Below are 25,247 nucleotides of genomic sequence, written 5' to 3'. Positions count from 1 at the left end.
AAAGAAAATACACCTACCTCAACTCAAAAACTACAAAAAATCTGCCCTAAATACCTATTTTGGCAAAAAAGAAACCCTTGAAGCTAAAATCTTTTCTGAAAAATCTTGGACCTGGTCCAATCATCGCTGCAGCATTTATAGGCCCGGGAACTGTGACCGTCTGTACATTAGCTGGAGTAAACTTTGGTTTCACATTGATTTGGGCACTTTTGCTATCAGTTGTAGCTACGGTGGTTTTACAGGAAATCTCCGGAAGAATCGGAATCGTAACCCGTCTTGACCTCGGACAGCTCATCCAAAGTCAAAAACAGCATCCTATTTTGAAGTTTCTAAGCATAGGATTGGTTCTTTTGGCAATAGGACTAGGTAATGCAGCCTATGAATCTGGAAATATTTCCGGAAGCAATCTTGGATTACAGATATTTTGGGAATCACCGGTATTTCAAATTGGAGAAGTAAGCTTACAATCCGGAAATTTTTTATTAGGAATTTTTGCATTGGCTCTTTTATGGTTAGGCACATACAAAACTTTAGAAAGAGTTTTAGTTAGTCTGGTTATTTTCATGTCTTTTGCATTTATCATCACCGCTTTCCTTACTAAACCAGACTGGAGCTTGGTTTTCAAAGGCTTTATCCCATCAATCAATGCAGCAGAACTGACCACAATTGTGGCATTGATAGGTACGACTGTAGTTCCGTACAATCTTTTTTTATATGCTAGTCTTGCAAAAAATCGATGGAAAGATCCAACTCAACTCTCTTGGATGAGGAAGGACATTGGAATCTCGATTATTCTGGGTGGATTAGTTTCCATGGCAATCTTGATGGTTGGGGCGGCAAATGTCAGTGGAGAAATCAGTAATGCGATTGATGTCTCAAAAGGTTTGGAACCGGTTTTTGGAAGCTACGCTAAATACCTGATGGGATTTGGACTTTTGGCGGCAGGATTAACTTCTTCAATTACAGCACCACTCGCAGGAGCTTTAGTGATTTGCGGGGTTTTGAATTGGAGTCAAGAAATCAAATCCAGACCAATGCGGATCGCAATGAGTTTGATTGTTGGATTGGGGATTATTTTTTCCTCACTGGGAATCAAACCAATTGAACTAATCACTTTAGCTCAATTGGCAAATGGTGTTTTGCTGCCTCTAATCAGCGGCTGGATAATCTATATAGCTGCTCAGCGATCAATTTTAGGTGACTTTAAAAACAATCTTTTCCAAACTTTGACCGCTGCTATAATATGGCTTATTACGCTTCTGCTCGGTTTAAAAAGTATCTGGACTGTTCTGGGTTAACATTCATTTCTTTTTAGAAAATCATCGAATTCAGTATCCAAAAGACTGTAATAAATCGTATCTCTTCTTCTATTGTGAGTCATTTGAGTATGTGACCGAAGAACTCCCTCTTCCACAAATCCCATGTTGGTCAAAGCCTTTCTGGCAGGCAGATTCAATACATCTGTCTTTACTTCTACCCTTTTGAGATTTAACACTTCAAAGCAATATTGAACCATCAACAGCTTCATTTGAAGATTGATCCCTGAGCCATGAAATGCTTTTCCAAGCCAAGTCCATCCTATTTCTATTCTTTTGTCAGCGGGGGAATAATTTCCAAAAGCTGTGCTTCCTACTATGGTATTACCAGACTTTTCAATCACAACAAACTGTAATCGATCAGCCCTCATAGCCTGTTCTACCCATTTCAAAAAATCTGACTCCAAGCTTAAATCCTGGGTAAAATAAATCCACAAGCTTGGGTCATCAGCCAGAGATTGCAACAAAGAAAAATCCTGCTCAGAGATTGGTCTGAGCAGGATGTGATCATTTTCTAAAGTTAAATTGGGATTTAACATCAACCTAGCACTTCTTGAATTGCTTTATTATATAGGGCTACTTCCTCAAGTGTTCCTGTGGAAATCCTGCACCAGTCATTCAATGGCTCAAATGGCCTCCCAATAATAAAGCCTTTGTCAAACATGGTTTTATTTAATTCCTTAATATCTCTTCCTGATTGGAAAAAGATAAAATTGGCATGAGAATCTAAGTATGGTAATTTCAAATCATCCAAAGTCTGGGTAATCATTGACTTGGCTTCTTTAGTTTTTTGAAGTGAAAATTTATAGAAATCCTCATCCATTAAAGCAGCTTTACTTGCTTCTATCGCCATAATATTCGTATTGGCAACTACACGATCTGAAAGCATTTTAGCCAACTCAGGTTTTGCAACCAAATAACCCATTCGGATTCCAGCCAATCCGTAAACCTTCGAGAAGGTTCTTGAAACCACCACATCATATCCTTGCTTTACCAGCTCCACCATAGAAGGGTAATTAGGCTCAGTGATGTAATCGTAATATGCTTCATCCGAAAAGACAACGGCATTTTTGCTTACAGTTTTGCAAAAATCAACGACTTGATCAGCAGGGAGTAGTTTTCCAGTAGGATTATTCGGATTACATAGAAAAACCATCTTTGTCTTATAGGATACCCGCTTCTCTATCTCCTCTAGGTCAAAATCAAGATCTTTATTTAAAGGGACCCAATTAATTTCTGTACCCCAAAGTTCGGCATAGGACATCATCGAAAGAAAGGTTGGTGAGCAAGAGATGATCTCTCCTCCCCCTCCGAATGTAATCCCAGCAATTTTTAAGCCTTCTGTAGATCCGGCTACCAACACGATATGGTCTTCAGGAACGCCTTCTTTTTCAGCAATCATTTTTACTAAATCCCTATTGAAACCCCATGGATATCTACATCCATTATCAAATCCTTTGGTCATTGCAGAACGCATAGATTCTGATGGTCCATAGGGGTTTTCATTTGATCCCAATCGGATTGGGCCATCCATGGGCCTAGGATTGTATTTTTTAATTTCTTCTGCCGTGAGTGAAGTCACCACACCAGTCGTGCCCAACATCGCTAATCCACTTCCTAGTGAAGCTTTTTTTAGCCATGATCTTCTTGATAGTCCGTTCATAGTTTGCTCAATTTGATTGTTAAAATACTAATGTTTGCTCAAGTATTTTAAAAAAATTACATTTTCGGCACAACATTTTTAAATTTTGTAATATTCTGATTTTATCATATAAAATAAAATTATCTTTTCTATTTAACATTATTAACAAAATATTTTTTTAAATTAATCGAAAGCACGAATAATTCTAAACCCAATTTTCTATGAAAAAGTTAATTATTTTATTGGTTTGTGGAGTGTTTTGGGCGAATATCCTTTTAGCCCAAAAAACTCAGTTTACGGTGTTTGAATTCATTAAAGTAGAAAATGATCAAATCTTCGACTACATCGAATTCAAAGATTTAATGGAAAAAGTATACAGGCAGGCGCTAAACGACAAAAAAATCACCGGATGGGATTTTTGGTCCCTTCAATCAGGAGGAGACCGAGCTGATTTTCAATACATCATGGTGACGCATTACGATGATCCCGTGAAAATGATGGATGGTTTAAACGAGGAATCGATGATCGAATACACTAAAATCGCGTACCCTCATTTGAATGAAAGTCAGGTAAGAAAAATCTTTGAAGAATCTTTAGCAATGCGAGATATGCCTATGCGACTTTATATGCGGGAAATTGCCGAGACAAATGATAATTTCCAAGTCAAGCCTGGTGTTTTGGCATCATTTGATTTGATGAAGGCAAATGAAGGGAAATTTGACGCTTATGAAAAAGCTGAATCTGAAGTATTTAAACCCATACATCAGAAGCGAATCGAACAAGGTTTAATGGGGCATTGGAGTTTTATGAGAACCGCTCTACCGCTCGGATCTGAGGCAAAATCAACCCACTTGACAGTTAATATGTATAAAGATTACATGCAGTTTTTCAACTCACAGGCTTATGAGGATATGAACCAAACAGAAGCACAACGAAAAGCTGTTAATGAGGGATTAAACAGTAGAGACCAGAAATGGGTTTACTTAGCAACATTAGAAAACGTAGTTAGGTAGTTCGGTAAATTTTGCTACGAACTGGGAGGCTAGAGACAGTAGCCTCCTTTTTTTATGCCTTCTTGACAAACTCAGACTTCAATGCCATCGAACCGAAGCCATCAATCTTGCAGTCAATATTATGATCACCTTCCACCAGTCTGATGCTTTTTACTTTTGTACCGGCCTTGATAGGTTTCGGAGCCCCTTTCACCGGTAGATCCTTTACGATCACCACTGCGTCACCATCGGAAAGAATCGTACCATTGGCATCTTTTACCACAAGTCCCTCTTCTTGAATTTCTTCAGTTGATGCTGATTCCCACTCAAATCCGCATTCAGGACATACTAGTTTCCCATCCATTTCATAGGTATAGGGAGATTTACAGGCAGGGCAAGGTTCTAAATTTTCCATGCGGCAAAGTAAATAGAATTAAAAACGGAAGCCAACATCAATGAGATTTAGCTAATAACTGTGCTTTTTGGAAAAAGAAACGAAATAAACCCAAGCCCAATACTGGTCCTATCACTAAAAAAGCAAGGACCTCAATAATGGAAAACCAGTTCAATAAAAGCTGCGCAAACTGAATGCTGACCACTGAAATAAAGAAGCCCAACGAGTTGACCAAAGTCAAGGCTGTACCTCTGTATTCAGGAATCACACTTTGAGCTACTAAAGTCGAAAACTGCGGTGAATCAGCAGTGATTAATATTCCCCACAAAATCAACAGTGAAATCCAAACTTCAGGAGTTGCTCCCTGCACCAAAATCAAAGTCAAGCAACAGATGCCAGAGCCTATTAACGCTGTGGTTGCGACTGCTCGACTTCCAAATCTATTAGAAAGCAGTCCTCCCACCGCACAGGATATCGCGCCTGCCGCAATCACAAAAAATGTCAGTAAGCTCTCATACGAACCGGAGACTTCCGAACCTTTCAAATAAACAATCACTAATGGAAGGAAGGCCCAAAACGTGTACATCTCCCACATATGTCCAAAATAACCGGAGGCAGCACTTTTTAGCCCGTTTATTTTAGAAAGTTTTGGGAGCAATCCTAAATCGAACGCCAAATTGGATTTTCGGTAGGGTCCGCTAGGAACAAAAAAACCAATAATAAGACCTCCCAGGAGGGTCAATAAAGAGGTCACATAAAAGGTGATCTTCCAATCGAAACTCAAATTCAAGCCCTTTATTAAATAGGGAAAAGCTGTCCCTAGGGCCAATGCACCAACCAAAAACCCTAATGCCGCACCGAGACCTTTTTCAAAATAATCGGCTGCTATCTTCATCCCTACTGGATAAATCCCTGCGAGAAAAAAGCCAACCAAAAACCGACAGATTAATATGATCACCAGGTCGAGGGGTAATAGCGTGATAAGAATATTAAAAAATGAAGCAAGAAACGCTGAAAATAGAAAGACTTTAGCTGGTGGAAATCGATCAGGAATGCTCAGAAAAGCAAAAATCAAAGTTCCAGCTATGAAACCCAACTGCACAGCAGAGGTAATCCAGGGAACGATCGCTCCCTTTCCTAGAAGTACCCCAAGCTCGGGTGCTGCTGCATTACCAGCAAACCAAAGCGAAGTGCCCAGAAATTGAGATATAACAATCAAAATCAGGGCACTCCGCGAATTTAAGCTAGCTTTCAAATGCCTAAGATTTTCTTAATCTGGGTCATCTCAGCTTCTGAGAATTTGGTATTTTTAACTGCTTCTACATTATCATCCAATTGCTCGGGCTTAGATACTCCAACCAATACTGAAGTGATTCGAGGATCTTTCAACAGCCAAGCAATAGCCATTTGAGCAAGACTCTGCCCTCTGGTTTTAGCGACCTCATTGAGTGATCTAATCATCTCCAGTTTTTCTCCACCAATCTGGTCAGCTTTCAAATAGCGACCATCTTTCGCTGCACGTGAATCTTTAGGAATCCCCTTCAGATATTTATCAGTCAGCATTCCTTGCTCCAGTGGTGAGAATGCTATACTCCCTACCCCATTATTTCCCAATACATCCATCAATCCATTCTCTACCCATCTATCGATCATCGAATAGCGCGGCTGATGAATCAATAAAGGTGTTCCCATTTGGTTCAGAATGTCATAGGCTCTTTGAGTATCTTCAGCAGAATACTGTGAAATGCCAACGTAAAGGGCTTTTCCTTGTCTAACCAGCAAATCCAAAGCGGCCATCGTTTCTTCTAACGGAGTATCTGGATCAGGTCGGTGGTGATAAAATATGTCTACATACTCGAGCCCCATCCGCTTAAGACTCTGATCGCAACTGGCAACCAAATATTTCTTGGAACCAAAATTTCCATAAGGCCCAGGCCACATATCCCAACCTGCTTTAGATGAAATCAATAATTCATCCCGTAAGCCTGAAAAATCCTTTTTAAGGATTCTACCAAAATTCTCCTCAGCCGAACCAAAAGGAGGACCGTAATTATTAGCCAAATCAAAATGACAAATTCCCAAGTCGAATGCTCTTCTCAAGATTTTTCTCCCTAGCGTAAAATCTGCATTATGGCCGAAATTATGCCAAAGACCCAATGAAATTTCAGGCAGTTGAAGCCCACTATGTCCGCAACGACGATAATTCATCTGATGATAGCGATCCGCTGCAGGTTGATAAGGAAGTAATGGGTTATGATCGTTAATATCCATGTTTTCGGTTTTTGGTTTAAGAAATCGAAAATAAAGCGATTATAACTGACAACAAACCAATCCCCATAATTAAGAGCCAAGATTTCCAGATATAGGCTATCCAATTGTTGAATTTTATATTTGCGGCAGCTAAAATCGCTAAAATTGTTCCGTTTGTTGGGGTCATCATATCCATCAAAGTAGCAGAATATTGATAAGTCAAGACTGCAATTTCCCGGGACATCCCCAATAAATCTGTCAAAGGAGTCACCAAAGGCATCGTCAGCACCGCTTGCCCTGAAGTACTTGGTACCGGAATATGTATAAGCGCTTGAGCTATAAAGAGTCCGACTGATGCAACTTGATTCGGAAGGGTTTCCAAAGGCTGGAGCAAGGCATAGATAATCGGATCAATCGCCTTCCCCTGATCCAAGATTAAAAAAATAGCTTGTGCCAATCCTATAATGACTCCGGCAAAAATCATTTCTGAAAATCCAGCTGAAAAAGTCCTGGCAGTTCCATTCAAACCCAGACCTCCTATCAAACCACAGAAAAAACCAATCACGAAAAACATCACTCCCATTTGATTGTAATCCCAACCTTGGACTGCAACTCCCCAAACCATCAAGCAAATACCAGTAAGCGTCAAGCCTAAAATAATGCGATGTTCCATAGAAACAGCTACTTTTTTGATCTCTACCGAAGAACCATCAGCAACTTTTAATTTTCCAAATCTGGCATGAAACGTAATCCAAGTTGCCACAGCTAGCACGAAAAAGATCATTCGATAGACCACTTCCACAGAGGGATCTACCTGCGCAATTTTCATGGCAAGCATGGATCCAAAAGGATTAAAAGGGGAAAATGCAGCCCCAATAATGGCAGAACCTACTCCGATCGAAAGAATCGCTCGCAAATCATAATGTGTCTTCCTTGCTAATAAGACGAATATGGGAATCAACCCAATGAATTCTTCGGACATGTAAAATACCCCTCCGCAGATGGAACAGATAAATCCCAGAAGATAAAAAAGCCAATAAGGGCGGTTTCTAAATTGATAAATCAAGGATTCGATCCCCACTTGAAGTGCACCTGTTTTCTCAATCACAAAAAATGCTCCTCCCAAAAGCAGAATCAAAACCACTACATCAGCACGGGCTATAATCCCCGCAGGAATGGAAAGCAGTATATCAAACAGTCCGACATTGACATCTTCAATTTCCATAAAACTCCCGGGCACGACAACTTCTCTTCCTGTCGCTTTGTCCAAAACCCGCTCAAAACTTCCGGACTGAATGAAATAAGTAGAAAAACCAGCTATAAATATGAAAGTCAACAGGATGATTATGGGATGCGGAAAGGATAGCTTCATAGATCAAAAATCATTTTTGCAAAAGTTGGATCAATAGTTTCTTTGAAAGTTCAAGTCGATACTCCTCGGGGTCTTTCAGATTGAAAAATAAGAAGATTCCTGTATTCTCATTTTTTGAAAGAAAGAAAAAGGAACTGTAACCAGCCTGTCCACCAAAATGTCCGATCCAGTCTGAATCCAATATTCTGATTTTTTGAAACCCTAATAATTTTGAGTTTTTGGGATCATCGAGCCATTCAAGCTCTTCCTGAAAATTCCCCATATCACCACGAAGCAAATGAATTAATGCCAAGCTCATGTCCTGAGTACTGGTCAGAAGTCCTGTTGATGGAGAAGGATAAACCTGAAGTTTCAACTGTTTTTCTTCCAGTCGTTTCCAAAGAAAAGTACCCTGATATCCTGAGATGGCTACAGAATCCCAATCATCAAATTTGATAAAACGACTTTGATCCATTCCTGCGGGTTCAAATATTTGCGCTGCGGCTTGATCCTGAAATTCACCTTCCCTACTTTTCTCCAGCCAAAAGCCTAATAAATCATAATTCAAATCTGAATAGACTATTGGGTGATTATATGATTCGTTGAAATCTGTTTTTTCAAGATATTCAGTGCCCCACTCGTCCAGGCTGGGATTTCGTTTTCCAAACAAAAGCGAACCAAAAGATCGGTTGGCTTCCAACCCCGATTTATGCTCCAGAAGTTGATGAAAACTAAGTGATGGAAATTGTTGAAAAAGTGAATCCTGAAGAGTATCTGAAGTCTTTTTTTCTATAGAAAGAGCAGTATTTGCAAGCGTGAGAGCAGTGAAAATTTTAGAAACGGAAACTACTGGAATGGAACTGGTATCGGTGAGGACTTCTTTAGTCTCTAAATTTTGATAGCCAAGCGCGTTGAGGTAAACCACTTTTCCATCTTTCACCAAGGCCACCGAAACACCCGGAAGCCTATATTCATTTATGGCTTGAAAAAGGATAGAATCAAGTTTTCCTTTCAGACCTTCCTCTGGAGCGAACTTCACAAGATTTACTTTCGGGAAACTATTCCACCACTCCCAAGCTAAAAACACCGCCACCCAAAAGATCAAAAAGAACAGAACAAGTTTGATTTTTTTGGCCATCAGTTCATTTTAAGAATGATTCAGTTCCTTTTCTTGAGACTTCGCCACGACCATTTTCGACACGTATTTTTTCGGCAGTTGCTTTTTCAATTCTTTTACAAAAAGGTGAAAATCTACCGTAATGGTATGCCTTGGGGTATCAATTTGCTTATAATGCGGGTTTGCAACTTCTTTTTCACAAAGCTCTTGAATATTCTCAGGTCGCTTCCATTTGCCGATTATTTCCTGAGCCATCAATTTGCTCTGAAGCTCTGCGCCTGGCCAAATGCATCCCAGCGGCTGAAACATGCCGATAAAATAAACATTCGAAACAGTGGGATGAAACATCTTCAACCAAAGTGGAACAGGTCCTTCGGAATAATTAATAAAGTCACGATTGAAAAATGGATGACTCAACCAATAACCCGTGCAGGCAACAATGGAATCAAATTCTTCGGCTTTCCCATCTTCGAAAACCACTTTCTTATCCTCAAATCGCTTGATATCCAATCTCGGCTTGACTTTACCATGTCTGATTTTAAGAAGTAGCTCGTCGTTTATGGTGGGATGTGTAGATCCAAATGGCTCTGTGACGGGTCGAAGTCCATAGAGTTTATTGTCGCCGAGCATGATCTTCAAAAGCAACTGATTAAAAAAAGACCTCACTTTCACCGGAAGCCATTTGGTCTGCTCTGCCACCACATCAGAAGGTTTTCCAAAAAAGAATTTGGGTACAATCCGATACCCACGTCTCCAGGAAATCGCCGTCAGTTTCGAAACCCGACTGGTCTCCACTGCTACGTCACAGGCAGAGTTCCCCCCTCCGATCACCAAAACTTTCTTTCCCGCAAATGGCGCAGCTTTCTTAAAATTATGTGAATGAATAAACTCCCCTGAAAACTCTCCTGGGTAATCCGGAAATCTGGGCTTCCAGTGATGCCCGTTACAAACCACCAGGTGGGTAAAGGTTTCGGTTTTGGAGACTCCATTTTTCTCAAAAGTCACCTCCCAAGCTTCTGGACTTTTCCATTCGCAGTGGGTAATCAAGGTCTCAAATTGGATGAATGGATAAAGGTTGAATTTTCTTGCATAAGCCTGAAAATAACGTCGCAACTCATCATGAGAAGGGTAATCAGATACTGCAGGATCGAAGTCGTCAAAGGTAAAATCTTCGTATTGCGATAGCGTCTTGGAAGAAATAATATGAGTAGTCTCAAAAACACTGGAGTGACTTTCATTCTCAGAATAGATCCAATTTCCTCCCACTTCAGAGTTTCTATCAAAAGCTTTCACATCCAAACCTTGGTCAACGAGATTTTTTAATGCGGTTATTCCAGAGGGGCCCGCTCCGATTACAGCAATTTTTAGCTTCATTCAATAATTCATTTTTTCTGGTCAAAATAGGAGAAATCGCAATCTAAACTCTCCCGATCCCAATTTCCAACTTTAGTTGCCGCTTCGTATGCACTTTGCAAAAAGGATCGAAGTGTATCCTCCGCATTTGAAGACTTCTGTACTACCTCATAAGAAAGTAAAAACTCTCCCATGTCGTCACTCCAATAAGCCTCTTTTGGCTGAACTGACTCTTTTTTAAATTCAGGATAATTAGGATAGCAATAGGCATAAAATGAGGGAGTTGGAAAGGACTCATTTCCCAGCCAAAAGCCAACACTGAAAACTTCATGGGAATAGGATTCCTGCATCACTGCCTTTGGGATATTAGGAACATCTGCTTCAAAAACAGGTGCTTTTTTACCTGAAAACCGCGTATATGCCAAATCAAAGGAACCCCAAAAAAAGTGAACGGGGCTACTCTTCCCAGTGAATTTGGATCTAAATAAATTAAACTCCTTATTGACATGAACCAATGCTTTCCAGATTTTCTGAGCAGCATTTGCCTGATAAATGAATTTCTTATTGTTTTTGGCAAAAGGGATTGGATTGGGCATTTCATTGGGAAGCGCATGAATCTTAACCTGAATCCCAAGGAAATTCAACTTCTCCATCAATTGCTGATAAAAGCTAGCCACCGTCTGTCCGGCCAATGAAAATCGATCCTGCGTACCATTAGTGGTTTTAATCCTCACTTCGTGATGGATAAAATCCAATCGTATTTCAAAAGCCCCATTTTCATAAGGAACGAGCCCAGTGGTCAATCCTTGAGAATCCACATACAACGTGACATGCCAGGAGTGATTTTGCCAGGAGGACTTTTTCAAGCGAACTTTTCCAATGATTTGAGTCCAATGATGCAAGAGATAAATCGTATCCTTCAGCTCATCAAACTGAAGTACAGGCCAAGTATTTTTCTTATTTGCCATAGCTAAAAATTAGAACTCCAATTTATGGTATTTATACGACGAGAAAAATAATATTATGAGAATGAGGGTTGGAGATTTGAGATTAGGGATTGGGGATTCGGAATTAGGAGAATAAGAGACTAGGAGATTAGAGATTGAGAGAATGGAGATTGGGCATTAGATGAATCCGTCCAGGTTTGTATCTAAACAAACTAAAAACCTAAAATCTCTGGAAGAAAGATTCGTTCCCAGCCTCCCGCACCTGCATTCATTTTCCAAACTGAAATCCTGCGCGGGAGAGAATAATGTGAGATTTATCTTTACCATGGGTTCCGCAAGCTCCACCCATGCTCATGAATGGTTTGGTGCCTTTGGCACTAGTTCTAGGTCAACATTTAGATAATTTTTAAATCTTCCAATTTTTCAATTTTAGAATAATTTCCATAATGTCCTTGGCAGTAATAAAATCCTATCAGATAAAAACCTCACAAGCTCCCCATCAACAACTCCTTCACTTTTTTCATGCCCACCGTAGCCACATCCTCAAAAAGCCTTACTTTACTCTTCATCCTTAACTCAGAAACCTTCGGGTCCACCACAAATACCTCCGCATGATTTGGTACATAATCCACCAATCCAGCTGCAGGATAAACTTGAAGTGAAGTCCCGATCACCAAAAAGAAATCCGCTTTTTTGGCCAGATTAATTGCCGGAATCATCATGGGAACTTCCTCTCCAAACCATACGATATGAGGCCGAAGCTGAGATCCTTTTTCGCATAACTCCCCTGCCTTAATCTCCCAATGCTCCAAGTCATAAACTAACCTCGGATCCACCGAACTCCGGGCTTTACTCAGCTCACCATGCAAGTGGAGCACCTGGGTAGAACCCGCCCGCTCATGTAGATCATCAACATTTTGGGTGATAATCGCAACTTCAAAATATTCCTCTAACTCGGCCAATATCTGATGCGCTGAATTAGGAAGACATTCCCGAGCTTGCTTTCTCCGCTGATTGTAGAAATCCTGTACAAGTGCTTGATTTCGCCTCCAACCTTCAGGTGAAGCCACTTCCATCACATCATGGCCTTCCCAGAGTCCACCCGAATCCCGAAAGGTCTGAATCCCACTCTCGGCAGAAACCCCTGCCCCACTTAATACTACCAAGCGCTTTTTCTGATTCATAACGTTAAAGTAAGGGATTCATAGGAAAAGAATTATTTTTAGAGTTAACCCCATAGATATGGGTTTGGATATTCCTGTAGAAATGGTAAGAGTAGCGAGTCAAACGATTAGGTTTCTATTCAAGGAAATTACCCTGGTCGTCTAAAAGGTTTCTGGGATATTTTAGCATTACATTTCTAAATACATACTCATCCGCTTCTGAATGTTCGACCTCCAAATAAATATCCGCAGTGGCTTCTAAATCTTGTAAAGAGTGTTTGATTCCATGACACTTTTCCTTGATAAAAGGGTCGTAGCACAGTTTGCCTAATAGAATTCTAGGCATGTTATGAGTTAATAAGCCGATCAGTCCTAATAAGCCAAAATTCACAGCAGAATAGTTCAGCAACGCTTCTTTTTCTGAATGAGTTATCGATCTCTTTTCCAGATAATAGGGGAGCAAACCTTCAAATACTTTTGTTTCATCAAAAGTGTCTAATAGCTCATTCATGAATTTTTATTCTTTTCGCTTTTCAATCGACAAGCTATTCGTATTGTTGTAGCTTTTGGACTCTCGAAATAGGTGTTAGTTACCCGTCATTTGATCTAAAACTTGCGAGAGTTGATCAACAGAGATCTTTTTTGCAACTATTTCTTTTTGATCGTTCAGTAAGTAGACTAAAGGAGTGGATCTGACGTCATATGAATCCATTCCACCAAATTCATTATTAGCATCTGCCACATGAATCCAATCTGTATATCCCTTTTGATTTGCATACTCCCAGCATGCTGAAACTTCATCTCCAGTCTTTGTACAAACTGCAATAATGGAAAGCCCCTTGTTTTTATAAGACTCGTAAACTTCTTGCAGCGCAGCTGTTTCCGCTATACATGAGCTGCAATCATACCTCCAAAATAATAGAAGCGTTAAGGGAGATTCGACATCGTGGAGCCGAAGGATCGAGCCATCCTGTTTCCTCCAGATCGCATTGGGCGCTTCATTTCCTATAAGCAAGGGTTCTATTTTTGCAGCAGAGGTCAGCATTTTTTCAAGCATTTCCTGTTCGGCCCAATCTGCCTTGCCTGTGGCATAGTATTTATTGATCAGATGGACATATACCGCATCCATTCCCATCATTTTGGATTGGGCATAGGTATTTACAAAATGGACTGTATAGTATTTATAAGTTTCGGGAGCAGGCTCCATTTGTGTGAGCACCCAATCGATCGCTTTGGAAATGGTATCGGGATGCTGTATTTGGAGTTTATTAATGAAATAATCCACTCGATTAAAAAGAACCGGGGATCGCAGTAATCGGGGATCACCCAAATCAATATTATCGAAGAAATGTTTTTGATACCAGCGCCAGCGGAGGGTCTCCGCATTTTCTCCTTCAAAATCCGGTTCGTTTAATGGTAGTCCCGATTTAATGATGGTAGAAGTAAAACTTTTGGGATTTGAATTGAGCAAATCCTGCTGATAGGCCTCCACCTCTTCGTTAAGTTTTGTCAGCTCTATTCTCGCAGCACTTTTACCCAGACTAGTTTTAGGTGTACTTTCATCTTCCACTATGGCCTGTAGGGAACTACTTTCAACTCGCTTTTCATTTAGGAATTGCATATACTCATAAAATTGTTTGTTATCAGGAGCATCTCCATGAATCTCTAGAGTGCCTATTAGATCGGAGTATTGACTGGAAACACTGAATTGTTGCTCTTCATCAATCAGGAGTTCAAAAAAAGAATTATTGGGTGGAAGGGCCACCATGTAAACCCCTACTGGTAAAGACTCTTCCCCGGAAAAAATATAGGTTCCCTCTTCGGTGCGGTATGTAGTGTCTTTGATATATGTTTTATCCCCGTAATAGTAAGCCAAGTAAATTTCAGGTTCATCGTAATCCGAAATGCTGACTTCAATGTCATAGCCTGACTGAGCTTGAATGGAAAATGAGATAACAGTCAAAAACAAAAATGCTAACAAGGATCGAAACAAGGCATTAGAAGGTTAGTGGAAACCCATAATAACAAAATATTTTTTATGATTATCCGCTTTGTTACCAGAAACTTGATTTAACGGTCTAAAAGTCTACTTGAAGTTCGGTTTTGGCAAACTTCGGTCTTCGGTCATCCCTCTTCCAGTCCAAAAAACAAACAAAATTACCCAACTGGTTTAATTGCGGATATTCATAATATTTTTATTTAATTATAAAGGCTAGTTGTGCTTCCTTTATCAATCCATTTCAAATATCTCCTTTGACTTTGCTGTTTATTCTCCCTGCTGATCTAATGCCAAAATGGTATGCAAAAGCACATTGGCTCCATTCTCCATGTCTTCGGCTTTGGTAAATTCATTGGGTGAATGGCTGATTCCTCCGACACTTGGGACGAAAATCATTCCCACCGGAGCAATCAGGGAAATTTGTTGGGTGTCATGTCCCGCTCCGCTTTGCATGTGTTTGGTTTTCAAACCAAGGGCCACTGCAGCTTCCTGGATTTTTAGCTGAACCGAAGCATCCGTCAAAGCGGGTAGATTAAAACTGGGCTCTCTTCTAAAAGTAATGCTGGTCTTAGTTTCTTCGGCAATGGCTTGGGCTCGCTTTTGAATTTCTCCCAAGAGCATTTCAATTTTTTCAAAAGATAAATCCCGAATCTCTAAACCCATATTCACCTTGCCGGGAACGACATTATAGGCTCCGGGAAAAGCCTCTATTTTACCCACCGTCCCCACTTGGGTTCCGGGAAAACTGTTGATGACTTCATTCACGGCTACGGTCAGTTTGGAAGCGGCCAACATAGCATCTTTCCGGAGTTTCATTGGGGTAGTGCCAGCATGATTGGCAAATCCTTCTACCGTAATTTCACAATCCAAAATCCCCACAATCCCTTCTACTACACCGATTTGCAGGTTTTCACTATCCAAAATCCCTCCTTGCTCAATATGCAACTCCAGCCAGGCATGAAGGTCGCCTTTCTTACGTTCGGCGAGCCCGATGTCCTCAGGGTCTCCTCCTATGGCTCGAATCCCTTCTGCCATCACCAAACCACTTTGACTGATTTGCTCCAGCCCTTCTTTGGAGAGTTTCCCAACCATCGCCTTACTTCCGATCAGTCCGCCTTCTTCATTGGCAAAAACGATTACCTCCAAAGGATGCTCGGTGGTAATCTTGTTTTCATTCAGGACTTCGATGGCTTCCAAGGCACTGAGAGAACCCAAAGTTCCATCGTAATTTCCCCCATCGGGAACCATGTCAATATGTGATCCGAAAGCTATAGGCTTCAATGCTGGATTTTTGCCCGCTCGATTTCCGATGATATTTCCTCCAGCATCAATGCGCGGATTCAATCCGGCTTTTTGCATTAGATCCATAAACCATTTTCGCCCTTCGATATCTCCTTGGGTATAGGCCACCCGATAGCCATGTCCATTTTCATCCTGCCCAAATTTGGCAAGGGCCTGAATCCGATCCTCAATTCGCTTTCGATTTACCTTTGGGAGGCTTTGGGAAAAAGAAATCGCCTGCGAGTCCAGCCATCCAAATGCGGTCAATCCTAATCCGGTTAAGGCTGTTTTTTTAATAAAGGCTCTTCTGCTCATGGTCTGTGGGTTTTGATTTTTTAAACTACTCAACCCCGAGCTATTTCCAAGCAGCTTTCAGGTCTTTTTATCGGAAGAAAAATGTCTCGGAGGCTTCTTTACTTAAAAGTTAATCTGGGTGTAAGCTAGTGTTCGTGGATTTTGGAATGGAGCTGTTATTGCAGATTTATACTTCAGATAATTATCTTAAAAACTGAAAATCAAGCGCTTTTAAGGGGTGTCAACTTGGCACACTGCTAGTCAAGTTCCCTCTTCGAAAATTAGGATTTTTGTTTGCTCAATTTATTTGTCAAAAGCTTAATAGGGAAATAGAAGATGGAAATGGCACAATAGATTAGGCTCGCCATCATTAAAATCTCAAAAATATTTGTCCTGATATCCGGAACTAGTTCATTTAAGTCAAGGAAAAAACCCGTCACCGAAAGTAACATTGAAACTATTCCAATTAGAATGAAGTCTTTTTTGCTGATCATTTTTTTATGCTTTATAGTTAAACTGTTCTGATACCATAAATTCTGGTCCATGCTTATATCTAGAATTTGTTTGGCTACCGAAAAGTCTCTCCGCCACTTTCCTCCTACTGTGTTTTATTTTAAAGTTTCAATCTTCATTCTGGCGTGTTCATTATCGGGGTTGAGTTCCAGAGATTTCGCATAGTTTTCAACTGTTTTTTCTTTTTCCCCCAAAGATTCATAGGCCTCTCCTAAGCTATCGAAGGCATTAAATGAATTGGGGTAGTTCTCGGTATTCAAGATAAAAAAATCCAGAGCTTTAACCTTATCAATTTCATTTTTACTTTGCATCATTTGATAGCCTAGTTGATTAACAAGATATTCGGGAGGATTGAAATCATAAGAAAGTCGCTGGGAAATCGTTTGAAACTGTTGCACCAGTTGAGCCTTGCTTTCTATATCCCGGGAGGAAATACCATAACCTTCAAAAATTGCTGAAATCCCATTGTGAAATGCAATTGGAGGCACTGAGCCATGGTTTTCATGCTCGAAATACTCAAGTTCGGCATGAAAATCTCCCTCACTTTTTCGATGCATTGCCTCGTAAAATCGCACATGACGATCTCGATTCGTGAAATTTCTTTTGCCCCAATTCGCAGTGGCGATGTAGATAAAACGCTCAAATGACTTTGAAGAAACAGCTTCTAATTTTTGGTCCATGGTATCCGCATCCCAAGTTCCAAAACTTGGGTCAATCGCAAGAAATGCATTAAACAGTGTGTTTTCTTTCAGATAGGCATGCGTGGCAAGTAAGCCGCCCAGGGAGTGGCCAAAGAGTATCCGATAAGGTTCCGTTCTGTAGGTCTGGTCGATTTCAGGTAGGAGTTCCTCTTCGAGAAAGCTTAAAAACCGCTCACCTCCGCCAGAATTATTCGCTCGGACTGTGATGATTTTGTCAGGCGTAAAGTCTCTCCTTCTATCTACATTTTGAATGGCGACTACAATCATTTCGGGGATTTTTCGGTTGCCATTTGCCCCGCTGCTCATGTAGTTAACCATTCCGCTGATAGCTCTGAAATGTGCACTGCCATCAAGTAGGACTAGCACAGGATATTTTTTGTAGCTCGCCCCCTTGTCGCTGTAGGAGTCTGGAAGGCTTACCCAGTATTCCCGGTCTTCATCCAGAATAGTAGAGTGGATTAGCTGTTTTGAGCCGATGGTAAGCTGTTCGACCTCTTGTGATTTTACTTGGGAAAGTCCAAAAAAGAAAAATAGAACTGCAATGATTTTTTTACTCATTTTGAATAGAATTTGTACAAGAGGAAAGCCCTATAGCCCAAAATAAGAAATTATTTTAAAAGGAGTGGATTGCAGATTAATCCTAGTGGAAGGCAAGGATTTGGGTGATTTGAGGGGAAAAAGAAATCGCTTGAGATTCCGGTCATCCAAATGCAGTCAACCCCAAACTGGTTAGAGCGGTATTTTTAATAAAGGCCCGTCCACTCATGAGGAGTGAGTATGGTTCAGGGATAAGTTACAGATTTTTAGGAAAAAAGCAGGGAAAATGAGTTGTATTCTAGCTCCCATTTAAATGTATTTTTGTTTAGTTAGGAAAGCGTTTTTTTAACTATGGCAATGATTTGATTCTAAAATGCTCTGATTGGGGTTCTACATTTGAGGAGGGATTAAAACTAGTCTTCTTCTTCATAAATTAGTTTGATCGCAGTGTCAACATATAAGTCTTTATTGTAGCCTATTGCGCTTTCTTTTATTTCCACATCCAGCTTTAGTCCATTACGCTGTACTCCCTCACCAGATGGATAAAACGCGCCAACTCCGGTGAAATCAATGGAGCTACCATCAAGCAGAGGTATTGGGTTTCTATTCATCACCGCACCAAAAGTCTGTTCCCCAACCGTTGTACAGATGCGGGTTGCCTGAATAGCCATCCCAATCCATTCCGCCTTACTTGCAGTCACTCGATCTACAAGCAAAATGACTTTACCCTTGAAATAGGATTTGTTTCGTTTTCCAGCCTCGAATGGATTGCTAATAAAACCCAAAGCTGTACTTGAAATAAACTCCCCATAGGATGGCTCTACTGAGGTCAATGCCTTCATGAAAATCCTTTTTTCTGGATAGAGGTATTTAGCAATATCATTCGCATCAATATTTCTCGGATAGTTTCTTAAATCGATAATGATGCCTTTGAAATTCTCAAAATGAAGAAATGCATCCTCCAATTGCGACTTATCAATATTATTCAAATTGATGTATCCGATTTCTGAATTTACTTCTTTCCAAGCTTCCGTCTCTGGAGGCCACATGCGAGAATATCTTTCGGCAGGGTATTCCAAGGGGTTTAATTGAATGTATTGCTTGAGGTTTCGACCGTCCTTTTTCAAAACATTGACAAGGATTGAGTCTTCATTTGAAGCCAATAAATAGGTCTTTTCAATAGCGCTTCTTAAATAGTTTTGATTCGAGGCACTGATGACTTTCGAGAACTTGGTGGTATAATATTGATGCAGAGTAGTATCATTAACTCCGTAAATCACATCACCTTTTGCCAAGGAATCTATATCAAAAAATTCCTGACGATATACCGAAGTGATCACCAGTGAGTCATTGATGATTCGCCCTCCAAAATTCGGGAAATTGCTTATGGAATTGAGTGTATAACTGGTGCTATAATCCGAATGCGAATCATTCAGGAGGCTAAACAAATGCTCTTTGGCTTGCTGAAAATTTGTCTCTCCGCTTTGTTTAAATTCTGGAATTAAATCCGTGATAACCTTATCCCAAGGGGTTTCTGTCAGGTAACTATTAACATTCCAATAGTTCATGGCATTCCAAAAGGACGCAAGAAATAGGAGTCGATGTGCTTCTAACGAAGCATCAAAATTCTTAAGCGGGAGATCATTGCTGAAATCCACCGAGCTGCTTAATTTATTGGCTTTAGCGTAGTGATTTTGGTAGTTGCTGTTAGTAGTAAGTTGATGAAGTAGATCGGTAAGCTCAGGGCTAAATGTGGATTCATTGATCCATTCGTCTCTGTAGTTTGCAGTAAAGAGTTGGTCTGAGACTTGCTTTTTTTTGGATTCGAGTTGGTCTATGCCAAAACCACCGATCCAGTCAAGCATTTCATTATCAAAAGCTTCGCTTGTTTCTATTGTTTGAAGCTTGTGATATTCTTTTAAAAACACTTCATTAAAATCATATTTCCCATCACTGATCTTCGGGTGATGATATTTCAATACTCCCCAAATTCGAATGAAGCGTTCGCTCTTTTGAAACTCACTTATTTGACTCAAGGCATTGGTAAAATAAAAACAGAGAATAAGAGAAAAAATATATTTCATGGTTTGAACTAGATTCCTATTGAGGATTTTGCGTTTGGATAATTTTTGATGAGAGGACTTATGAATTTTACTAGTCTTTCATTCCATCTGCAAGATCCCCTAAATCTCAATTCCTAGCACACCTACATCTGCTAATTTTTCATAAAATTCTTACTAGGAAAGTCTATTGAAACCAACTTTTTTTCCTAATTATCATCAAGGGAAAGCTTCAAAAAAGCATAATAGAGTGAGCTTGATCTACTATTGAGATTTTACTTTATCAAATCCTACATTTATTATTCTGACTTACTTCCCAATATTGGGAATCTTTAGTTCGTTAGGTAAATCAATAAGCTTAATGCAAGAATTACCAAGGCATTAAATCAAACGATCATTCGACATGAAGCAAATTTTAATTGGTTTTATTGTTTCACTTCTTTGGGTGGGCTGTTCATCTGAAGAATACCTTCCACTAGGATATCAACTTATTGCAAATACGAATCTATCCTCAGCTGGAGGCTCAATATTTCCTTGGCAGATGGATCAATCAGGCAGTACAAACATGGGAGTTAGCAAAGAGATTTTTTTCACTGGAAACCAATCTTTATTTATAGAAAATCAGGATAGTACGATGAGTGGTACTGGCACTTGGACCCAAAAATATACCGGACCTATGCCAGCTCCTGGAAGCAGCTTAGAGCTGACGGCTTTTCTCAAGGGGGAAGAAATCAGGAACTTTACGCCAGACCGTAATATTTTTATTTATTTTAAAGTATTTACAAAAAGTGACGGTAGTGGAGCCAACTATTCTGCCAGCAATCAGATTAAATTTGGAGGCAACTTTGATTGGACGCCACTAACTGCAAGGTTGGAAAGCTTCCCAAAGGATGCGCAATCAGTACAAGTATATCTGTTTATGCCTTCGCTCCTTTATGGCAAAATATACTTTGATGAAATTCAGCTTAGAGTAAAAAATAACTAACACTCATCGTTCTCAAAATCCAATTTTGGTCGCTGTCTCATTGTAAACTCTTGTATTCTGTCTGATCTCTACTGTGGATTTCCTCACCGACTATTAGTTAGCTCATTCCAATAATCACCTCTCTTACTTGAGTTTGTTTATAGGGATTAACTGGCTTTCATCCTTGACCAAAATAATAGGCCAACAAACATTTGTAGCTATCCGACCCTACAAAAACTCAATCGTCTCTACCTCTATGGTACAGGCTTGATTTTCTACGATAATGGAGGTGACTATGAACAATTCCTCCAACCGGGTTGGTGCAAAGCTAGCGAGCGGGATATCATACGTTTCCCATTCATTGGTTAAAGTCAGCGGAACTTTGGTTTCGCTCCCATCCGTGGGGTTAGATTTGTCTTTCAGGCTGATCGCTATTTTTTCTCCACCTTTGACACCTCGCAGCTTGAGTCGAAGGGTCTTAAACTTTGAGAAATCTTTGACACGATTGGGGTCTACTACGCCATCACCCACAAACCAGTAGGCGACGGCCCAGGGTTCCAAATCAAACTGCACAGCCATATGAGTTCCCAAGAACTGTATGTTCACCCCCTGATTGTTAAATGCACTTGCTGCTGCATAATTGTAGGAATCCGTGATAATACCATTTCTCATGACTTTAGAATAAGGAGCTTCTCCATATTCATCAAAAACCTGTTCAAGCTGCTGCTTGATTTCCTCTGAAAAGTCTTTTTCTCCTGTGATTAGCATTTCATGCAAGGCTTGACCTTTGATCATGAGGTTTTCGTATTTCACAATAAGTTTATAGGGCCAAAAATAGACCGGTCGTAACGTAGGATGCTCAATAATCCCATCTACCATCGCCGGTAGCTGCCCTCCTAACTCTTGTTCCCAATCCCGAATACCTGGACTGAAGAAAGCATAAGTACCAGGCAAGTCCGCATTGATGAATTGCTCAAATGAACCCTGAAGGGTCGTATTGTAATTATTCTCCTGGGTGGTGAGTTCTTCCAATAAATTATAGTAATTAGACAGCAGTTTCTCCAAGTCTGTGCCTTGAAGTTGACTCAGGAAACCCGAGTTCTTCAAGTATTCAAATCCACTTAAATCGGGGGTCAAATAGATATTGGTCCAGGCATCACTGATGGCCCGGGACATAAAATCCAGGTTTTCCACGCTATAGCGGTAGTCTGGAGTGATGTTCTGTCCATACACTTCCGATAGGGTTTGATAATAGTCTGGAGCCATCCGCCTAGTGACAGAAGTAATTCTGGGGAAAAGCTCCAGGCGTATTTCATTGATCTTTTCGGCCTTTTTCAGATCGCTGTCAATGTTTTGGGCAATACTGTTGAGATAGCCTTCCAAGGCTTCCCGGTCCAGCCGCTTTTGATTGGAATTGTTGATTTGGATAGCGATCAGGATTCCGATTACTACCAGTAAAATTTCACCAAAAGCATATTTCAGATACCTGCCTACCTGAGAGACAGGCTTTCCCATTTTATTTTTCTCCATCAATTCGTATCGAATTTTTCGAAATAAGTTAATCATGGCTTTTCTTCTAATTCTGGCTCCCATGCTCTCGGAGGAAGCCAAGGGCCTTATGCAATCTAAGATTTATCTCTTTAGGATACTATGGCAGGAGAGGGGAAGTAAATCAAATAATATATTTGGTTGTGTAGGTAGGTGTTTTACTCAAGGCAATTGTTGAGGACTTAGACTACACCTTTAACATGTTTTCTAGACAACACGAGGGGCTCTTGCGCTGTTACGGATTGGAAATCCTAGGATAAGAGTTCGGGATTGCAAATCCCGAATAGTGGGGCATCCACTTTCCAACTTGACATCCCTCGAGGAGGGAAATATTCCTTTCTTTTTCGGCAACCGATATCTTGCCCCGCTGGGATGGTTTCAAAGTCTAACCTTTGGGTAATTTTTCAATTTTAAAATCTTTCAATTTTTTGAAAATTAAAAAACTATGTTTCCTATGCTTTTTATGTTGTTAAAAAGACCCCTTTGCGCCCTCCGTGAAAACTTTCGTGGCCTTGGTGGTTTAAGAAACTATATTTTTTATGTGTCCTTGTGGTTCAATTCAATTTGAAAAAGGACTAGACAAATCGGCACTTCAGGTACTTGATCTTTTCGCCTTTTTCGGAAAACATTTTCTCATATCGGGTTTGGATCCCGAAGTGATCGTCCTTCCACTCACTTTGGTAGAAATCATGGGTAAAGCCGATCAGTTCGATATCGGGTCTACTTTGAAAAAGCTCCAAGCTGTAATCAAATAAGCCGGTATTGTCGGTCTTGAAATGAATGATTCCATCCTTTTTCAAAAGGGGTTTATACATTTCCAAAAATCGAGGGGAAGTCAATCGACGCTTCTCATCTCCGTCTCTTGGAAAAGGATCCGGGAAGGTGATCCAAAGTTCAGAGATTTCATCCGGAGCGAAGGAAGCATCCAGCAACTCGATCTGCGTGCGAAGAAAACCCACATTGCTGATGCCCTCTGCAGTGGCGATGGAGCTGCCTTTCCAGATTCGACTGCCTTTGATATCGACACCGATAAAATTCTGATGTGGAAAATTCCGAGCCAAGCCAACGGTAAACTCTCCCCTTCCACAGGCAAGTTCTACGACTAGTGGATGATCATTTTTAAATTGGCTTTCATTCCAATTTCCTTTGATCGTTTCAAAAATTGCTTTTCCGTGCTGTACTACATTGGGGTTTTCTTCATTTTCCTTGAAGCGAACCAGTTTCTTTCTGCTCATTTAGATCTCGTCGATTTCTGCGACCACAAAAGTACTCCCTCCAATAAATATAAGGTCATCTGACTTCGCTTTTTTTCGAGCAAAGGCAATCGCTTCATTGATATCCGGGATGATTTCGCCTTTCAATCCAAAAGTAGCAGCAGTTTCTGCCAAGGTTTCGGCAGGCATTGCTCTTGGAATTTGCGCTTTTACAAAAATGTAATTTGCTGTTTTAGGAAAAAGCTCAAGGATTTTATGAATATCCTTGTCCTGTACCATGCCGATAACCATCCAAAGTTGATTGAAAGAATAGGTTTTTAGCTGCTTCAAAACCTCCTTCATTCCCGGTTCATTGTGTCCCGTATCTGCAATCATCAACGGATTTTCCTGTAGGATTTGCCATCGCCCTTTTAAATGAGTTAGCCCAGTCACATTGGAAAGGCCTGCTTTCAACTGCTCATCGGTGATTTTCCAACCCAAGCTTCGGAGGGTTTCGATGGATTCTAAAATCCCTGGAAGATTAAAGCGCTGATAGGCTCCGATCAGATCCAATTGAATGGAGAGTTCATACCCATGCTTTTTTGCAAAAAAATCTGCCTTTCCATCTATCAATTCAGAATTTGAAATTAACCATACCTGATCTGCAAAGGTGATTGGTGATTCACCAGAAGCTGCTTTTTCTAAAAAGACTTTTCGGGTTTCCGGATGAGTTTCGCTGATCACCACAGGGACATTTGGCTTGATGATTCCTGCTTTTTCACCGGAGATCAGGGCAAGGGTATCTCCAAGAAACTGCATATGGTCATAGCCTATATTGGTGATCAAACTCAGTTCAGGAGTGATGACATTTGTACTGTCCAATCTCCCTCCCATCCCAACTTCAATGACTGCGATGTCAACTTGAACTTTTGCAAAATACCAAAATGCCATTGCAACCGTCATCTCAAAGAAACTAGGTTTCAGATCCTCCAAAAAGGACTTATTTTCCGCTACAAATTTGACGACTTCTTCTTCAGGAATATCAATTCCATCTACTCTGATGCGCTCGGTAAAAGATTTCAGGTGTGGTGAGGTGTAAAGTCCCGTTTTGTAGCCAGCAGACTGCAAAATCGCCGCGATGCTATGCGAAGAACTCCCTTTTCCATTCGTACCGGCGACATGCACCGATTTAAATTGGCGTTCCGGATTGCCCAGATGTGCACATAGTGCCAAAGTATTGTTGAGGTCGTTTTTGTAAGCTGGAGCACCCACTCGCTGGAAGTTGGGCAAAGAATTGAACAGATAGTCCAGAGTTTCCTGAAAGTTCATATTGAGAAGCGTAATCTAGGATTAAAGTTAATAACGTAAAGCTAAGGAATGATTACTTTGGCTGAATAAAATCGAGGGAGAAAATGAATGGGAAGTTGTAGAGTGAGAGAATAAGAGAGTAAGAGAATAAGAGATTGGGAGAATGAATAATTTAATATGGGGATTGGGGAATTAGAGAGTAGCGTGAGAGTGTTCAGTTAAGTGTGTCTGCTAATTTTACAAATAGATGACAAAGAAACGAACACTTGAAGAATTATTTAGTGATCCTCAGACGAGTGATCGGCTGAAAGAGCGGCTTTACAG

At 40.4% G+C, this 25,247-nt stretch carries 21 protein-coding genes; 3 read left to right on the top strand and 18 right to left on the bottom strand.

Features of this window, described 5'->3' with window-relative positions:
• Nucleotides 1-77: 77 nt before the first annotated feature.
• Entirely contained in the window at nt 78-1,298 is a 1,221-nt protein-coding gene (locus P8O16_RS14330; protein WP_300316126.1) for an Nramp family divalent metal transporter, read from the top strand.
• Here P8O16_RS14330 and P8O16_RS14325 read toward each other — a convergent pair.
• Both P8O16_RS14325 and P8O16_RS14320 read right to left on the bottom strand, forming a co-directional pair.
• Nucleotides 1,295-1,855: a GNAT family protein gene (locus tag P8O16_RS14325; protein WP_300316125.1), complete on the bottom strand. Its 561-nt coding sequence runs from the start codon at nt 1,853-1,855 to the stop codon at nt 1,295-1,297. The genes P8O16_RS14330 and P8O16_RS14325 overlap by 4 nt on opposite strands.
• A complete protein-coding gene (locus tag P8O16_RS14320) occupies nt 1,855-2,979 on the bottom strand; it encodes a histidinol-phosphate transaminase (protein ID WP_300316124.1) in 1,125 nt (374 codons plus the stop codon). The genes P8O16_RS14325 and P8O16_RS14320 overlap by 1 nt, the downstream gene beginning before the upstream one ends.
• A gap of 200 nt (nt 2,980-3,179) precedes the next feature.
• On the opposite strand from P8O16_RS14320, the gene P8O16_RS14315 reads away from it, so the two are divergent.
• Nucleotides 3,180-3,971, top strand: a complete 792-nt coding sequence (locus P8O16_RS14315; RefSeq protein ID WP_300316123.1) for a hypothetical protein — start codon at nt 3,180-3,182, stop codon at nt 3,969-3,971.
• A 52-nt stretch (nt 3,972-4,023) separates the two neighbouring features.
• Here the strand turns inward: P8O16_RS14315 and P8O16_RS14310 are convergent, their stop codons facing one another.
• The 13 genes from P8O16_RS14310 to P8O16_RS14250 all read right to left on the bottom strand — a co-directional run bounded on the left by P8O16_RS14310 (nt 4,024) and on the right by P8O16_RS14250 (nt 19,934).
• The gene (locus tag P8O16_RS14310) at nt 4,024-4,365 is read right to left on the bottom strand and encodes a zinc ribbon domain-containing protein YjdM (RefSeq protein WP_300316122.1); all 342 of its coding nucleotides are present in this window, start codon (nt 4,363-4,365) and stop codon (nt 4,024-4,026) included.
• Nucleotides 4,366-4,402: 37 nt separating this feature from the next.
• Nucleotides 4,403-5,599: an MFS transporter gene (locus tag P8O16_RS14305; protein WP_300316121.1), complete on the bottom strand. Its 1,197-nt coding sequence runs from the start codon at nt 5,597-5,599 to the stop codon at nt 4,403-4,405.
• Nucleotides 5,596-6,615, bottom strand: coding sequence for an L-glyceraldehyde 3-phosphate reductase (gene mgrA, locus P8O16_RS14300; RefSeq protein WP_300316120.1), 1,020 nt, complete (start codon nt 6,613-6,615; stop codon nt 5,596-5,598). Before mgrA ends, P8O16_RS14305 begins: the two co-directional genes overlap by 4 nt.
• Before the next feature lie 16 nt (nt 6,616-6,631).
• Nucleotides 6,632-7,966 carry a YfcC family protein gene (locus tag P8O16_RS14295; RefSeq protein ID WP_300316119.1) on the bottom strand — a complete coding sequence of 445 codons (1,335 nt, stop codon included), beginning with the start codon at nt 7,964-7,966 and terminating at the stop codon, nt 6,632-6,634.
• A gap of 10 nt (nt 7,967-7,976) precedes the next feature.
• Complete coding sequence (locus P8O16_RS14290) at nt 7,977-9,083, bottom strand: serine hydrolase (RefSeq protein ID WP_300316118.1); 1,107 nt, start codon at nt 9,081-9,083, stop codon at nt 7,977-7,979.
• Between the two features lie 9 nt (nt 9,084-9,092).
• The gene (locus tag P8O16_RS14285; RefSeq protein ID WP_300316117.1) at nt 9,093-10,436 is read right to left on the bottom strand and encodes an NAD(P)-binding domain-containing protein; all 1,344 of its coding nucleotides are present in this window, start codon (nt 10,434-10,436) and stop codon (nt 9,093-9,095) included.
• An 8-nt stretch (nt 10,437-10,444) separates the two neighbouring features.
• Nucleotides 10,445-11,383, bottom strand: a complete 939-nt coding sequence (locus P8O16_RS14280) for a DUF5996 family protein (RefSeq protein ID WP_300316116.1) — start codon at nt 11,381-11,383, stop codon at nt 10,445-10,447.
• A gap of 464 nt (nt 11,384-11,847) precedes the next feature.
• On the bottom strand, nt 11,848-12,546 hold the full coding sequence (locus tag P8O16_RS14275) for an NAD-dependent deacylase (RefSeq protein WP_300316115.1): 699 nt from the start codon (nt 12,544-12,546) through the stop codon (nt 11,848-11,850).
• A gap of 115 nt (nt 12,547-12,661) precedes the next feature.
• A complete protein-coding gene (locus P8O16_RS14270; protein WP_300316114.1) occupies nt 12,662-13,036 on the bottom strand; it encodes a hypothetical protein in 375 nt (124 codons plus the stop codon).
• Nucleotides 13,037-13,111: 75 nt separating this feature from the next.
• The gene (locus tag P8O16_RS14265; protein WP_300316113.1) at nt 13,112-14,518 is read right to left on the bottom strand and encodes a redoxin domain-containing protein; all 1,407 of its coding nucleotides are present in this window, start codon (nt 14,516-14,518) and stop codon (nt 13,112-13,114) included.
• Nucleotides 14,519-14,791: 273 nt separating this feature from the next.
• On the bottom strand, nt 14,792-16,120 hold the full coding sequence (locus tag P8O16_RS14260) for a Zn-dependent hydrolase (protein WP_300316112.1): 1,329 nt from the start codon (nt 16,118-16,120) through the stop codon (nt 14,792-14,794).
• 587 nt (nt 16,121-16,707) lie between these two features.
• Entirely contained in the window at nt 16,708-17,871 is a 1,164-nt protein-coding gene (locus tag P8O16_RS14255) for an alpha/beta hydrolase-fold protein (RefSeq protein ID WP_300316111.1), read from the bottom strand.
• A gap of 392 nt (nt 17,872-18,263) precedes the next feature.
• Nucleotides 18,264-19,934 (bottom strand): S41 family peptidase, encoded by a 1,671-nt coding sequence (locus P8O16_RS14250; RefSeq protein WP_300316110.1) that lies wholly within the window; start codon nt 19,932-19,934, stop codon nt 18,264-18,266.
• 379 nt (nt 19,935-20,313) lie between these two features.
• Here P8O16_RS14250 and P8O16_RS14245 point away from each other — a divergent pair, with 379 nt between their 5' ends.
• Entirely contained in the window at nt 20,314-20,895 is a 582-nt protein-coding gene (locus P8O16_RS14245) for a hypothetical protein (RefSeq protein WP_300316109.1), read from the top strand.
• A gap of 207 nt (nt 20,896-21,102) precedes the next feature.
• On the opposite strand, the gene P8O16_RS14240 is transcribed toward P8O16_RS14245, so the two are convergent.
• The 3 genes from P8O16_RS14240 to P8O16_RS14230 form a co-directional block, all read right to left on the bottom strand.
• Nucleotides 21,103-22,440, bottom strand: coding sequence for a DUF6090 family protein (locus tag P8O16_RS14240; protein WP_300316108.1), 1,338 nt, complete (start codon nt 22,438-22,440; stop codon nt 21,103-21,105).
• Nucleotides 22,441-22,997: 557 nt separating this feature from the next.
• Nucleotides 22,998-23,657: a tRNA (guanosine(46)-N7)-methyltransferase TrmB gene (trmB, locus tag P8O16_RS14235; protein WP_300316107.1), complete on the bottom strand. Its 660-nt coding sequence runs from the start codon at nt 23,655-23,657 to the stop codon at nt 22,998-23,000.
• Nucleotides 23,658-24,944 (bottom strand): folylpolyglutamate synthase/dihydrofolate synthase family protein, encoded by a 1,287-nt coding sequence (locus tag P8O16_RS14230; RefSeq protein WP_300316106.1) that lies wholly within the window; start codon nt 24,942-24,944, stop codon nt 23,658-23,660.
• Nucleotides 24,945-25,247: the final 303 nt, after the last annotated feature.

It is taken from the genome of Algoriphagus sp. (assembly GCF_029254265.1).
Taxonomy (GTDB): domain Bacteria; phylum Bacteroidota; class Bacteroidia; order Cytophagales; family Cyclobacteriaceae; genus Algoriphagus.
This window is presented reverse-complemented; position numbering and strand designations above follow the sequence as displayed.